Annotated in this window: 12 protein-coding genes; 1 reads left to right on the top strand and 11 read right to left on the bottom strand. The window is 67.2% G+C overall.

Annotated elements, in window-relative coordinates; all coding sequences use genetic code 11:
- Positions 1-2: 2 nt before the first annotated feature.
- The 10 genes from L0976_RS10265 to L0976_RS10220 form a co-directional block, all read right to left on the bottom strand.
- Positions 3-2,081 (bottom strand): hydantoinase/oxoprolinase family protein, encoded by a 2,079-nt coding sequence (locus L0976_RS10265; RefSeq protein ID WP_234187206.1) that lies wholly within the window; start codon positions 2,079-2,081, stop codon positions 3-5.
- The gene (locus tag L0976_RS10260) at positions 2,078-3,754 is read right to left on the bottom strand and encodes a thiamine pyrophosphate-binding protein (RefSeq protein WP_234187205.1); all 1,677 of its coding nucleotides are present in this window, start codon (positions 3,752-3,754) and stop codon (positions 2,078-2,080) included. The genes L0976_RS10265 and L0976_RS10260 overlap by 4 nt, the downstream gene beginning before the upstream one ends.
- Positions 3,744-4,355, bottom strand: coding sequence for an SDR family oxidoreductase (locus L0976_RS10255; RefSeq protein ID WP_234187204.1), 612 nt, complete (start codon positions 4,353-4,355; stop codon positions 3,744-3,746). Before L0976_RS10255 ends, L0976_RS10260 begins: the two co-directional genes overlap by 11 nt.
- 240 nt (positions 4,356-4,595) lie before the next feature.
- Entirely contained in the window at positions 4,596-5,801 is a 1,206-nt protein-coding gene (gene kynU, locus L0976_RS10250; RefSeq protein ID WP_234187203.1) for a kynureninase, read from the bottom strand.
- A 23-nt stretch (positions 5,802-5,824) separates the two neighbouring features.
- Positions 5,825-6,649, bottom strand: a complete 825-nt coding sequence (locus tag L0976_RS10245; protein WP_234187202.1) for an SDR family NAD(P)-dependent oxidoreductase — start codon at positions 6,647-6,649, stop codon at positions 5,825-5,827.
- Positions 6,646-7,965, bottom strand: a complete 1,320-nt coding sequence (locus L0976_RS10240; protein ID WP_203320209.1) for a branched-chain amino acid ABC transporter permease — start codon at positions 7,963-7,965, stop codon at positions 6,646-6,648. Before L0976_RS10240 ends, L0976_RS10245 begins: the two co-directional genes overlap by 4 nt.
- Positions 7,962-8,975, bottom strand: a complete 1,014-nt coding sequence (locus tag L0976_RS10235; RefSeq protein WP_203320208.1) for a branched-chain amino acid ABC transporter permease — start codon at positions 8,973-8,975, stop codon at positions 7,962-7,964. Before L0976_RS10235 ends, L0976_RS10240 begins: the two co-directional genes overlap by 4 nt.
- Positions 8,972-9,682: an ABC transporter ATP-binding protein gene (locus L0976_RS10230; RefSeq protein WP_234187201.1), complete on the bottom strand. Its 711-nt coding sequence runs from the start codon at positions 9,680-9,682 to the stop codon at positions 8,972-8,974. The genes L0976_RS10235 and L0976_RS10230 overlap by 4 nt, the downstream gene beginning before the upstream one ends.
- Positions 9,679-10,488 carry an ABC transporter ATP-binding protein gene (locus L0976_RS10225; protein WP_234187200.1) on the bottom strand — a complete coding sequence of 270 codons (810 nt, stop codon included), beginning with the start codon at positions 10,486-10,488 and terminating at the stop codon, positions 9,679-9,681. Before L0976_RS10225 ends, L0976_RS10230 begins: the two co-directional genes overlap by 4 nt.
- Before the next feature lie 54 nt (positions 10,489-10,542).
- Complete coding sequence (locus tag L0976_RS10220) at positions 10,543-11,733, bottom strand: ABC transporter substrate-binding protein (RefSeq protein WP_234187199.1); 1,191 nt, start codon at positions 11,731-11,733, stop codon at positions 10,543-10,545.
- 218 nt (positions 11,734-11,951) lie between these two features.
- On the opposite strand from L0976_RS10220, the gene L0976_RS10215 reads away from it, so the two are divergent.
- Positions 11,952-12,644 (top strand): GntR family transcriptional regulator, encoded by a 693-nt coding sequence (locus L0976_RS10215; RefSeq protein WP_234187198.1) that lies wholly within the window; start codon positions 11,952-11,954, stop codon positions 12,642-12,644.
- A gap of 78 nt (positions 12,645-12,722) precedes the next feature.
- Here the strand turns inward: L0976_RS10215 and L0976_RS10210 are convergent, their stop codons facing one another.
- Positions 12,723-13,562, bottom strand: a complete 840-nt coding sequence (locus tag L0976_RS10210; RefSeq protein WP_234187197.1) for a hypothetical protein — start codon at positions 13,560-13,562, stop codon at positions 12,723-12,725.
- Between the last annotated feature and the right edge of the window lie 4 nt (positions 13,563-13,566).

Here is a 13,566-nt window from a genome sequence, read left to right as displayed (position 1 = left end):
GGTCAGCGGCCCTTGCGCACGAGAAGGATGGTGCCGTCGACCTGGATGACGGCATCGAACGGCGAGGTGACGACGGTGGAGGTTTCCCGCTCCACGATGACGGCGGGGCCTGCCACGCGCGCGCCGGGGCAGAGCGTATCGCGTGGCACGATGGCGGTTTCCAGCACCGTGCCGGACGCCGGATCGAAGACGCCCCTTCGCGCCGGCACGGCGACGGCGGCACCGTCCGTTTCCAGCACGAAGCGCTCGCCTTCGGGACGGACGTCCTGCGCCTTGACCGACCAGGTGACGAATTCGATCTCCGGCCCCTCGACCGCGCGGCCGAAGAACCGGGCGTAGCGCTGCTTGAAGGCCGTCTCGAACATCGCCGTGTCCGCCGCGGCGAAGGCCCGGTCGGGCAGCGTCACCGGGATTTCCCAGCCCTGGCCCGCATAGCGCATGAAGGCGGTGATCTCGCGCACGATCGCCCCATCCGTCCCCGCGCGCACGAAGCCTTCGGCGGTCGCCTTCAGGTCGTCGAGCATGGCATTGACGGTTCCGGCGTCGAATTTCGACAGGCCCATGATCTTGGAGGCGAGCGCCTCGTAGCCGAACGGCGCCTTCAGGAAGCCGATGGCCGAACCGACGCCCGCCCCTTGCGGCACGAGGCATCGCTCGACGCCGAGCTTCTCGCAGAGTCGGGCGGCATGAAGGGGCGCGGCGCCGCCGAAGGCGATCATGGTGTTTTCCGAGATGTTCTTGCCGTTCTCGACCGCGTGGACGCGCGCCGCATTGGCCATGTTCTCGTCCACCACTTCGACGATGCCGAAGGCGGCAGCCTCGGGAGAAAGCGCCAGCCTGTCGCCGACGTCGCGCGCGATCGCCGCGCCGGCATTGTCGAGCGAAAGCCTGATCTTGCCGCCGGCGAAATTGTCGGGGTCGAGCTTGCCGAGCACGAGGTCGGCATCGGTGATCGCCGGGCGTTCGCCGCCGCGCTGGTAGCAGGCCGGCCCCGGCTCGGACGCCGCCGATTCCGGGCCGGCCTGGATCCGGCCCATGGCGTCGACCCAGGCGATGGAGCCGCCGCCCGCGCCGATCTCGATCATCTCGATCACAGGAATGGAGATCGGCATGCCCGATCCCTTGCAGAAGCGGTAGGTGCGGGCGACCTCGAAGGTGCGCGCCGTGTGGGGCTGGTAGTCCTCGATGAGGCAGATCTTCGCCGTCGTGCCGCCCATGTCGTAGGACACGACGCGCTCGAGGCCGAAGCGGCGGGCGATGTCGGCGGCGAAGATCGCCCCGCCCGCGGGCCCCGATTCGACGAGGCGGACCGGGAATTCGGACGCCGTCTCCACCGAGATGAGCCCGCCGCCCGAATGGATCATGAAGACAGGGCAACCGGCCCCCATCTCCTTCAGCCGCACCTGCAGGCGCGACAGGTAGTCGGCCATCTGCGGGCGCACATAGGCATTGGCGCAGACCGTGTTGAAGCGCTCGAACTCGCGCATCTGCGGCGAGACTTCCGCCGAAATCGAGATCGGGATCGAAAGCCTGCCTGCGAGGATGTCGCGGGCGCGCTGCTCATGCGCCGGGTTCATGTAGGAATGGATGAAGCCGATGGCCACGGCCCCGAAGCCGCGCTCGGCGATGACGTCCGCCAGGACTTCCAGCGCCGCCTCGTCGAGCGGCTGGAGCTCCCTGCCCTGCGCGTCGATGCGGCCGCGGACCGCGAAGCGGTCCTCGCGCGGGATCAGCGGCCTCGGCAGGACGAGGTCGAGGTCGTACTGCTCGAACCGGTTTTCCGTGCGCATCTCGATGACGTCGCGGAAGCCCTCGGTGGTGACGAGCGCGGTCTTCGCGCCGCGGCGCTCGATCAGCGCATTGGTGGCCAGCGTCGTGCCATGGATGACGATGCCGATGTCGCCGGGCGCGATGCCCGCATCGCGGATGACGATGTCGATGCCGTCGAGGATCGCCTGCTCCGGCGCGGCATAATCGGTCAGCACCTTCGTCGAGAAGAGCCTGCCCCGCACATCGAGCGCGATGTCGGTGAAGGTCCCGCCTATATCGGCGCCAAGGCGGATGTCGTGACGCTGTGTCATGCGGTTTCCTTTGCAGAAAGGGCTGCCTTGCGCATCTGGCTCAGAGTCTGGCGCGGGGTCAACGCCTCGGGCGAAACGACGAGGTCCAGGAGGGCGCCGGTCTTCGACGCGCGGGCCCGCTCGAAGGCGGCCGGAAAGTCCGCGGTCGATTCCACGCGCTCGGCATGAAAGCCGTAGGACCTCGCCAGCGCCACGAAATCCGGATTGACCATCGTGGTGCCGGAGACGCGCTCGGGATAGTGCCGTTCCTGGTGGGCGCGGATTGTGCCGTAGATGCCGTTGTTGACGAGCAGGATGATCGGCTGCGCCCCGTGCTGCAGCGCCGTCGCCAGTTCCTGGCAGTTCATCTGGAAGTCGCCGTCGCCGGCAAAGCACACGACGGTGCGCCCGGGATGGGCGACCCTGGCGGCCACGGCCGCCGGGACGCCATAGCCCATCGCGCCCGATTGCGGGGCGAGAAGGCGCGCCTTGGCGCCGAACCTGAAGAACTTGTTCGGCCAGACCGTGAAGTTGCCCGCGCCATTGGTCAGGATCACATCGTCGGGCAGGACCGCGTTGAGGTGAGCCGTGACCTTGCCCATGTCGACCGGCGACGGCAGGTCGGGCAGGTCGAAGCCGTTTTCATAGGCGGCGCGCGCGCCCGCCCGCCATTGCGCCCATCCGCCCCGGACGGGTTCGAGGGCGCCCAGCGCTTCGGCAAAGGCATTCGGGCCGGCATGGATGCCGAGCGCCGGCCGGTAGACCTTGCCGATCTCCAGGTCCGAGCCGTGGACATGCACGATCCGCTGGCGGGGCTGCGGCACGTCGAACAGCGTGTAGCCGTCGGTGGAGTTCTCCCCGAAGCGGTTGTTGACCGCGAGGATGACGTCGGCTTGGCGCAGCAGGTCCTTGACCGAGGGGACGATGCCGACGCCGGCTTCGCCGCAGAAGGTCGGCGAGCCGTTGTCGTACTGGTCCTGGTAGCGGAAGACCGAGACGACCGGGATGTCGGACGCCTCGGCGAACCGCTGGACGGCAGCCATCGAGCCCTCGGCCCAGTTGCAGCCGCCGTAGAGGATGACGGGGCGCTTCGCCCCGTCCAGCATTTGCCGCAGGCGCCGCATGGCCGGCGCCGACGGCGCGGCCTCGGCGATCTCGACGGGGCCGGACAGCGGCGCGGCCGCGGTCAGCGACGTCAGCATGTCCTCCGGCAGCGCGATCACGACGGGGCCGGGACGCCCGGAAACGGCAAGCGTCCAGGCGCGCGAGAGGATTTCGGGGATGCGCTCGACCTGGTCGATCTCGACGGCCCATTTCGCCATGGTTCCGAAAACCGCCCTGTAGTCGACCTCCTGGAACGCCTCCCTGCCCTTCATGTCGGTCCCGACCTGGCCGACGAAGAGGATCATCGGCGCGGAATCCTGCATGGCGGTGTGCACGCCGATCGAGGCATTGGTGGCGCCGGGTCCGCGGGTCACGAAGCAGATGCCGGGCTGGCCGGTGAGCTTGCCATAGGCCGCCGCCATGAAGGCGGCGCCGCCCTCGTTGCGGCACAGGATATAGTCGAGGCGCCCGCCGGTGTCGTGCAGCGCATCGAGCACCGCGAGATAGCTTTCCCCCGGCACGCCGAAGCTCTTCCTCGCCCCCAGCGCCAGGAGGCTCGCGACGAGCAACTGCCCTCCGTTACGGTCCATGTCCATGTTCCTGTCGTTCGATGAAGTGAGATTGGAAGCCGGATGCGGACAGGAGCGAAAGGACCTGCGGTCCCAGCCGATGAAAAGGCGGCCTTCCAAGCGCAAGGGCGTGGACGAAGACCCCGCTGCCCCGGACCTCGTCCGCAAGGGCGCGGGCAAAGCCGTCGATCGCGCCGGCCGCCGTCCGCTCGAGCGCGCTTTTCGCCTCGCACTCGTCCGGCACGAGCATGACGAAGGCGCCATGGCCCCGTTCGGCCATCGCCGGCAGCACGGCGCGCGTGACATGCAGCGTTGCGGAGAGGTTGACTTCCAGCGCCATGTCGATGTCGGCCTCCGCAAGACCGAGGAAACGGGTCTCTTGCGGCCAGCGCAGAGCCGCGTGGACGACGACGTCCGGCTCCATGCCTTCGACCGTGAGGCGCACATAATCGCGGTCCGTCAGATCCATCGCAAGCGGCACGATGCCGTGCCCGGCGCGCATGTCGTCGAGCGCGATGCGATCGCGGCCGAGCGCGTGCACCTCCCAGCCTTCCTTTGCAAGCGTGGTGGCGATCGCGCGTCCGGGAGCCCGCGTCGCCCCCGTGACAAGTGCTTTCGTCATCACACGATCCCCATGAGGCAAACCGGAAGATGCCCGCGGAAGCCATCGCCTTAAACGAAGAAATTGACGTGCTTAGACAAGTTCTCCTTGTTTGCGCCCGGCCGCGGCATCCGGAGCGCACGGCGGCGCGGCCGGGAAAGGAATTACGGCGCGTGCATCCGATCCCGGCTGGCCGATCCCTTCCGGCGTCACAATCGTGACGCCGCGCGCCTTGCCGGCGGCGGCCTCGTGCCTGTGCCGTCAGGTAACCACGGCGCCGGCCGGGCGGCGGTATGCGGCCTTGTCCCAGCGCCTGCCGGCCATGATGCCGACAAGGATCTGCGCGGCGCGCCGCACGTCGTCCAGGCCGACATAGAGAGGGGTGAAGCCGAACCGCAGGATGTCGGGCGCGCGGAAATCGCCGACGACCCCCTCATCGATCAGCGCCTGCATGATTGCGTAGCCTTCCGGATGACGGAAAGAGATCTGGCTGCCGCGCTCGCCATGGGCGCGCGGGGTTGCCAGGACGAGCTCCGGGCAGCCGGCCTCGACCTCCGAGACGAACAGATCGCCGAGCTCCAGCGACCGCGCCCGCACATCCTCGATGTCGACGCCGTCCCACACGTCGAGCGCGGCGTCCAGCGCGGCGAGCTGCAGGATCGGCGGCGTGCCGACACGCATGCGCTCGATCCCCCGGCCCGGACGATAGTCAAGATCGAAGGCGAACGGCGATTCGTGCCCCATCCAGCCGGAAAGGGCAGGACGGGCATGGTCGATGTGACGCGGCGCCACATAGATGAAGGCGGGGCCGCCCGGACCGGAATTGAGGTATTTGTAGGTGCAGCCCACGGCAAAATCGGCCTTGCAGGCCGCCAGCTTGACCGGCAGGGCGCCGGCGGAATGGGCCAGGTCCCAGATCGTCAGGATGCCCAGCGCGTGCGCCCGCGCGGTCAGCGCGGCCATGTCGTGCCGGTAGCCGGTACGGTAGTCGACCTCGGTCACGAGCAGGACCGCGACCGTTTCGTCCAGCGCCGCGGCGAGATCGCCGGGCGCGGCCAGCCGCAATTCATAATCGGGGCCGAGCGTGCGGGCGAGCCCGCCGGCGATGTAGAGATCCGAGGGGAAATTGCCGGTATCCGACAGGATCACCTTGCGGGACGGGTTCATCTCCAGGGCGGATGCGAGCGCCTGATAGACCTTGATCGACAGCGTGTCGCCGACGACCACCGTGCCGGGTTCGGCTCCGATCAGGCCGGCGATGCGGTCGCCGACCCGGCGCGGAAGGCCCATCCAGCCCGCGCGGTTCCAGCCGCCGATCAGCATCTCGCCCCATTCCTCGCTCACCGTGCGCGCCAGCCGTTCCCTCACCGCCGTCGGCAGGGGGCCGAGCGAGTTGCCGTCGAGGTAGATCATTCCTTCGGGCAGGTCGAAGGCCCGGCGGGTGGCGTCGAAATCCGTTTTCATCATGCTGCTCCTGTTTCTCGCGGCGCTCAATGGCCGCCATATTCCGACATCAGGCCGGGTCGCACGCCGAGGCCCATGGAGGCGTCGAGGATCGCGCCATGCAGGACGCGGGCGGAAGGGCTGGCGAGGAAATGCACGATGGCGGCGATCTCCCGCAGTTCGATCAGGCGCCCCTTCGGCAGGCGGGCAAGGAAGGCCGTGCGTTCGCCGGACCCGAGCTTCGACAGCGTGCTGGCCTGGAACATCGGCGTGTCGGTGGCGCCGGGGCAGACGGCGAACACGTCGACGTCCCCGTGCACCGTCTCGGCGGCGAGCTGCCGCGTCAGGAAGGCGACAGCCGCCTTGCTCATCCCGTCCGACAGGCGGAAGCCGGGAAAGGCGGTGATGCCGCCGCCGACCGAACTGATATTGATCAGCTTGCGCTCCGGCCCGCCGGGGGCGTCGAGAAATTCCCGGCACATCTTCAGCGTGCCGTCCGCGTTGATCGCCAGCATAAGGCTGTCCTGCTCGTCGGCATCGCCCGACCAGTTGGCGACCGTGGCCGAGCCGACCGCGGCGTTGTTCACCAGCATGTCGATGCGGCCATGCGCATCGAGCACCGAGGCGATGCAGCGCCGGATCGAGGCGACGTCGCGCAGGTCGAGGGCATGGGCCGTCAGGCCCTGCGGCCCGTCGAATGCGCCGAGGACGGCGGCGGGATCCTCGACGCCGTCGACGCAGGTCAGCGCCACGGTCGCGCCATAGGCTTGCAGGCGCTCGACGCAGGCGCGCCCTATTCCCCCGGTGCCGCCGGTGACAAGGGCGACGCGTCCCGTCAGGTCGAAAGGAGCGAGGAGATCGGTGGCTGTCATTTCTGGGGCTCCGGTGTTTCTTCGGGGATCAGTCCACGCGGCGCGAAACGCATCACGAAGACCAGGATGAGGCCCATCACCACATAGCGAAGCTGGGCCGGACTTTGTTCGAACGCGGCGCGAAGGGGGTTGTCGGGGGCAAGGAGCGCCGACGCCGTACCGGCGATCCACAGACCTGCCGTTTCCGCCTGAACCCATACGAACCAGATCAGGAACGCGCCATAGACCGCGCCCCGATGGTTGCCGGCGCCGCCGATGATCACCATCACCCAGATCAGGAAGGTGTAGCGGAGCGGCTGGTAGGCGCCGGCGGTGAACTGGCCGTCCAGGGTGACCAGCATCGCGCCGCCGATGCCGACGATGGCCGAGCCGAGCACGAAGGCCTGGAGATGACGGCGCGCGACATCCTTGCCCATTGCGCGGGCGGCTTCCTCATTGTCGCGGATGGCGCGCATCATTCGGCCCCATGGCGCGCGGCCAAGGCGCTCCAGAAGCCAGAAGATGACCACGAGAACGGCGAGGAACCACGCGGTATACGCCAGTTTCACCAGGATCGACGCCAGGTCGCGGAGCGGCAATCCCAGCCACAGGGCAAGCGACTGGACCCAGCCGGCCGCCTGGAGATCGCTCTCATAGGGCACCGGACGCGGCAGGCCGGTCACGTTCTTCACGCCGCGCGCCAGCCATTCCTCGTTGCGCAGGACCGCCAGAACGATCTCGGAAATGCCGAAGGTCGCCACGGCGAGATAGTCGGAGCGCAGCCCGGCGGTCAGCCGGCCGACCGGCCATGCGAGCAGCCCGGCAAACACCCCGCCGACCAGCCAGGACAGCGCCACCGGCAGGCCGAGCCCGCCGAGATAGCCGGCGCTTGCCGCATCGACCGCCTCGATCGCGGCCGTCGCGGGCAGGAACCAGTGCTGTGCCAGCAGGAAGCCGAAAAACAGGACCGCCGCGACCGCCGCCCCGCGCAGCGCGGGCCGGGAGCCGAGCCACCGCCATAGCGCCAGGGCGACGGCGGCCGTCAGAACCAGGATCGACGCGCTGGAGAAGAGGCCCGCGCCGCCCTCCGCCCACGCCGCGCGCACCGGGGGAGCCGAAACCAACACGACCGCCAGCCCGCCGATGGCGGCCGAGCCCATCGTGCCGACATTGAACATGCCGGCGACGCCCCATTGCACGTTGACGCCCAGCGCCATCACCGCGGAGATCAGGCAGAGGTTGAGGATGGTGAGCGCCAGTTGCCAGCTTTGCAGCAGGGCGACCGACAGGAGCACCGCCGCCATGGCAGCGTAGAGAAGCGTCGTGCGGCGGTTCATTTCACGGGCTTTCCAAACAGTCCCGCAGGCCGGACGAGCAGGACGACGACGAGGATCAGGAAGGAGACGGCGAACTTGTATTCCGTCGAGAGGAACTGCATCATTCCCTCGGGCGCCCATGCCGCGGGCAACAGATAGCCCAGCACCTTCTTCCAGGCGAAGGTGAGCGCCAGTTCCGAAAAGGCGACGATCATCGATCCGGCGATGGCGCCGAGGGGGCTGCCGAGCCCGCCCACCACGGCGGCCGCGAACATCGGCAGCAGAAGCTGTTGATAGACGAACGGGCGATACCCCTTGTCCAGGCCGAACAGCACGCCTCCGGTGACCGAGAGCACGGCGACGAGGATCCAGGTCAGCCGCACGATGCGGTCCGGATCCACCCCCGACAGCAGGGCGAGGTTGCGATTGTCGGCATAGGCGCGCATCGAGCGTCCCGAACGCGTCCTGTTGAGGAACAGGAACAGTGCGACCCCGACCGCCAGCGCCAGGGCTATGGTCATCGCCTGCGACGTCTTCACGACGAGGGGCTCGGCCAGGCCGGACCATTCGCGAAATCCCCTGGCCGTGACGATGAAGCGCTCGCCATCCTCGAAATCGCGACCGTTCGGACCGATGATCAGACGGATCGCGCCGTTCATGATCAGCATGACGCCCGCCGAGACGATCATGAACACTTCAGGCCGGGCATTGATGCGGCGGAAGTGCCGATAGAGGGCCTGGTCGGTGCCGATGAAGACCAGCGCCATGACCGGAATGGCCAGCAACATGCCGATGAGCGCCGTCGGCAGGGGACCGAGCGCGATGCCCCTGCCCTGCAGCCACAGGGTGAAGAGGATGCAGACGGCCGTTCCGAGCGACATGCCCTCGGCATGCGCGAAATTCGAGAAGCGCAGCACGCCGAAGATCAGCGTTACACCGAGCGCGCCGAAGGCGAGCTGGCTGCCATAGGCGAGGCCGGGAAGCAGGAGCATGCTCGCCAGATGGACCAGGGCGTTGAGAATATCCGTCATTTGCGTCCACCCAGAAAGCTGCGGCGGGTGTCGGGATCGTTGAGGAGATCCCGACCGGCCCCGGTGAAGCGGTTCGCGCCATGCACCAGCACGTAACCCGTATCGGCGATTTCCAGCGCGCCGGCCGCGTTCTGCTCCACCATCAGGACGGCGAGGCCCTGGGCGGCGATGCGGGTGATCTTGTCGAAAAGCTCGTCCATGACGTTCGGGCTCACCCCGGCCGTCGGCTCGTCGAGCAGGAGGACGGAGGGGCGCGTCATGAGCGCCCGCCCGACGGCAAGCTGCTGGCGCTGGCCGCCGGATAGCTGGCCGGCAAGCTGGTTCCGCTTCTCGGCGAGGATCGGGAAGAGGGAAAATATCTCCTCCAGCGTCCCCTCGATCGGATCCCTGCGCAGCAGCGCGCCCATCTGGAGGTTTTCGAACACGCTGAGGGAGGGAAAGACATTGTCGGTCTGCGGCACGAAGGCCATGCCGGCGCTGATGCGCGCCTGGGTCGGCAGGGCCGTGATATCGCGCGCGTCCAGCAGCACCCGGCCCGAGGTGAGCCGGAGCAAGCCCAGTATCGCCTTCATCGCGGTGGATTTTCCCGCACCGTTCGGACCGACGATGACCGCGATCCGGCCCCGGTCCACCTCGATCGTGCAGCCGTTGAGGATCGTCGCGCCGCCATAGCCGCCCACGAGCGCCTCCGCCTTCAGATAGCTCATGCCACACCCGTGCCTTTCGCGGCGCGCCCGCGTCCAAGATAGGCCTCGATCACCCGCTCGTTGCCGAGGATGTCGGCGACCGAGCCGCGGGCCAGCGCCTTGCCCTCGGCCATGCAGGTCACGTCGTCGCAGAGCTCGGCGATGAACTGCATGTCGTGCTCGACAAGGCAGAAAGTGTAGCCGCGCTCGCGATTGAGGCGGCGGATCGCGGTGGCGATATTGTAGAGCAGCGTCCGGTTCACGCCGGCGCCGACCTCGTCGAGAAAGACGATCTTCGGCTCCGCCATCATCGTGCGGCCGAGCTCCAGGAGCTTTTTCTGACCGCCGGAAAGGCTGCCCGCCGGCAGGTCGGCGACATGGATTATCTCCAGGAATTCGAGAATCCCGTCGGCCTTCTCCCGCAAGGCCCGCTCTTGCGCGCGCACCCTGGCCGGATGCAGCCAGGCCCCGAGGAAGGTTTCCCCGGCCTGGCCCGCCGGCACCATCATCAGGTTCTCCCGCACGGTGAGCGTCGAGAATTCGCGCGCGATCTGGAACGTGCGCAGCAGCCCCCTGCCGAACAGGATATGCGGCGGCTTGCCCGTGATGTCGTCGCCTTCCAGCAGGACGCGCCCGGAATCGGGGCGATGGTATCCCGCGATCAGATTGAAGAGCGTGGATTTACCCGCACCGTTCGGGCCGATCAGCCCGGCGATGCTGCCCTTCGCGATGGTCATCGACATCCTGTCGACGGCCTTCAGGCCGCCGAAGGCGATGCCGAGGTCCTCGACCACCAGCAAGTCCGGCGGCGTGTCGGCTTTTCCCATGACTGGATTCCCCCCGAAGGGCGCGGGACCGCGCAGGGCGGCCCGCACCCGGCCTCATTCGGCCGTCAGCATGCGGACGGTTTCGAACTTGCCGCCCCTGTTCTCGAACTCGCGGTAGCTGCCCGCGCTTTCGCCGGTGCCGATCATCTGCACGTCCGAGGCGCCGACATAGTCGATGCTGCCGCCGTCCTTGAGGATCTTGAGCGCCTTGGCCAGCTCGCCGGGATAGATCTTCTCACCCGGGCCATTGGCGACCTCCATGATGTGCCCTGCCGCCTTGGCCGGATCGCCGGCCTTCTGGATCGCCAGCAGGATCAGCGCCGTCGCATCGTAGGATTCGCGCACGAACGAGCTGTCGGCGTTCTTGCCGGCGGCCTTGGCCAGGGCGGCGAATTTCGCCGCGCCGTCGCCCACCGTCCACGGCACGGTGCCGAAGATCTTCAGGTCCGGGCCGAAATCGGCGGTGAGCTTTTCGGAATGCATGCCGTCGCCGACGGCAAAGCTGTCGAAGGCGCCGCTGTCGAGCGATGCCTTGATGATGCCGTGGCCGCCCTGGTCGGAATAGCCCAGAACCACGAGCGTATCGCCGCCTGCCACCGACAGTGCCGAGACCTCCGCCGAATAGTCCGCCTTGCCGTCCTCATGCGGGGCAACCAGCGTCACCGTGCCGCCGGCCGCCTTGTAGGCGGCGACGAAGGAATCGGCGAAGCCCTTGCCGTAGTCGTTGTTGGTGTAGGTCACGGCGACGGCCTTGATCCCCCGATCGATCAACACCCTGGACAAGAGCTCGCCCTGGCGCGAATCCGAAGGCGCCGTGCGGAAGAACAGGCCCTTGTCGGTATCGGCCGCAAGAGCGGGAGACGTCGCGGACGGCGAAATCATCAGAAGATCGTTCGGGATCGCCACGTTGTTCAGCACGGCGGTGGTGACGCCCGAGCAGTCGGCACCGACGAGCGCCACGATCCTGTCGACCGTCACCAGCCGTTCCGCAGCGGCCGTTGCCGCCGACGCATCGGTGCAGGTGCTGTCGCCGCGTACCGGCACCACGCTGTCGCCGCCAAGCAGCAGATGGCTGTCGGAGACCTCCTTCATCGCCAGTTCGGCGCCGTCCGCCATCGGCGGGGTCAGCGATTCGATCGGGCCGGTGAAGCCGAAGAGAATGCCGATCTTGATGTCTTTGGCTATGGCCGGCGCCGCCGCCACGACGACGGATCCCAGCAAAAGGGTCCTGAGGATTGTTTTCATAATCGTTCCCGCTGTTTTGTTTGATTTTTGATCGTTCGGCCCGGCGCCGCATGGCGCGGTGGCCTCTCCTCCATGCCCTTAAAATAAAATATAATATCCAAAAAATGTCAATATAAAATATAATTGGCATATCTATTTGATGATTATATATAAATTTGGATCGAGATTCGTTGACCGCCCCGAGGACCGTCGACCGGGGGTGGGAAGGCAGGTGAAAGATGTCCAAGACAGATCAGGCCTATGAGGCCTTGAAGCGCGACATCCTGGCGGGAGTGCTCCTGCCGGGGGAGCCGCTGACCGTTTCCGCGCTTGAAGCACGTTACGGCTTCGGCTGGACGCCGTTGCGGGATTCGCTTTCACGGCTCGAGGGCGAGAATCTCGTGACCTCGGCGCGCAATCGCGGTTACCGGGTTTCGGGCGCCAGCTATGCCGAACTCCAGGACATCCAGAATGCGCGGCTGGTCATCGAATCCCAGCTTCTGCGGGAATCCATCAGGACCGGCGACGACGAATGGCAGAAGGACGTCCTGCTGGCACACCGGGCCCTGTCGCGGGCGCCGGCCCTGGAGCAGGGCATGCCGGAAGCGGCCTACGAGGAATTCGAAGCCGCCCACCAGGATTTCCATCTTCGCCTTGTCGGAGGAAGCCATAGCCGCTGGCTGCGCCGCTTCCTCGAACAGTTGCATGGGCAGGTTCGCCGGCACCAGCGCCTGATCGTGCTGGGCAAGGGTGTTCTGTCGGATGCGCGCGCGGATGCAGCGCTGATGGCCATACTGCGTTCGACCTCGACGATCGACCACCATACCCTGCTGATGGACGCCGCCCTCGACCGGGACGAGGACCGTGCCGTCGCGCTGTTGCACGAGCATATCGGCATCAAATCCATGCCGCTTGCGCAAGACGGTCCCTGACGGTCGCCCCCGCGCGTTTGAAAATGCCGCGGGAGGTTGAAGCGTCGGTGCAATCGCGACACAGCCCTGGATCGGGGACTAGAACCGGTACGTCAGCCCCAGCACCGGGCCGGAAAGCCGGGTGTCGAAGACATGGCCGTCGTGCTTGTAGTCGACATCCAGCACCTTGTAGCCGGCCGAGGCGGAGAGGTTCTGCGTGAACGTGTAGTTCACCGTCGCCAGCGCCGACCATGTGAGGTCGGATCCGACGCCGAAGCCGCCTATGTCCACCTGCCCCTGCACGGAGAGCTTGTCCGTGAGGTTGATGAAGAACCGCGCACCGATGACCGGGTCCACCCAGCCGAAGCTTTCGTCGTGGCTCGCGGAGACCGTGCCGATGGAAATATGGCTTGCCGTCACCGAAACGTCGTTGGAAATGTACCAGAAGCGCGCGCCGCCGAGCGCATCCAGGGAAAATTCCGGCGTGTCGAGGACGCGGTAGCCGCCCTGGAGCGTCGCCGTGAACTGCGTCGTGTCGACATTGGCATCGACGCTCGCGCCGGGAGGTATCGTGCCGATGCCCGGAATCTGCAGCGCCGGCAGCGGACCGGTCGCGTGGCTGTCCGTCGTGTCGACATACATGATGTCGCCGGAAAGAACGAAGCGGTCGTAACGCCCCCAGACATTGACGAAGCCGCCGAAATTGAGGTCGTCCATCACATCGGAGAACGACTTCTCGACGTGAAGCGTCGGCGCGCGACGGAACGGCGATATGTTCCCCTCGAGGCCGGCCGCCCACATATAGGGCGTGACCTGTAGCGCCCAGTCCGGATGCCCCTCCGCCGCCGGGCCGGAAGCGCCTCCTGTGACAGCGTCGTCGGCGTGGGCGGCATGGGCCGCGCACAGCGCCAGAATGACTGCAGCAAAATATCTCTTCAAGGAA

This window comes from Shinella sp. NM-101 (genome assembly GCF_021401195.1).
Classification (GTDB): domain Bacteria; phylum Pseudomonadota; class Alphaproteobacteria; order Rhizobiales; family Rhizobiaceae; genus Shinella.
This window is presented reverse-complemented; position numbering and strand designations above follow the sequence as displayed.

Coding starts and splice junctions, on each gene's coding strand:
- kynU (WP_234187203.1), bottom strand. CDS start 5,801: ATGATGAAAACGGATTTCGACGCCACCCGCCGGGCCTTCGACCTGCCC.
- L0976_RS10235 (WP_203320208.1), bottom strand. CDS start 8,975: ATGACGGATATTCTCAACGCCCTGGTCCATCTGGCGAGCATGCTCCTG.
- L0976_RS10215 (WP_234187198.1), top strand. CDS start 11,952: ATGTCCAAGACAGATCAGGCCTATGAGGCCTTGAAGCGCGACATCCTG.
- L0976_RS10230 (WP_234187201.1), bottom strand. CDS start 9,682: ATGAGCTATCTGAAGGCGGAGGCGCTCGTGGGCGGCTATGGCGGCGCG.
- L0976_RS10220 (WP_234187199.1), bottom strand. CDS start 11,733: ATGAAAACAATCCTCAGGACCCTTTTGCTGGGATCCGTCGTCGTGGCG.
- L0976_RS10265 (WP_234187206.1), bottom strand. CDS start 2,081: ATGACACAGCGTCACGACATCCGCCTTGGCGCCGATATAGGCGGGACC.
- L0976_RS10255 (WP_234187204.1), bottom strand. CDS start 4,355: ATGACGAAAGCACTTGTCACGGGGGCGACGCGGGCTCCCGGACGCGCG.
- L0976_RS10260 (WP_234187205.1), bottom strand. CDS start 3,754: ATGGACCGTAACGGAGGGCAGTTGCTCGTCGCGAGCCTCCTGGCGCTG.
- L0976_RS10240 (WP_203320209.1), bottom strand. CDS start 7,965: ATGAACCGCCGCACGACGCTTCTCTACGCTGCCATGGCGGCGGTGCTC.
- L0976_RS10245 (WP_234187202.1), bottom strand. CDS start 6,649: ATGACAGCCACCGATCTCCTCGCTCCTTTCGACCTGACGGGACGCGTC.
- L0976_RS10225 (WP_234187200.1), bottom strand. CDS start 10,488: ATGGGAAAAGCCGACACGCCGCCGGACTTGCTGGTGGTCGAGGACCTC.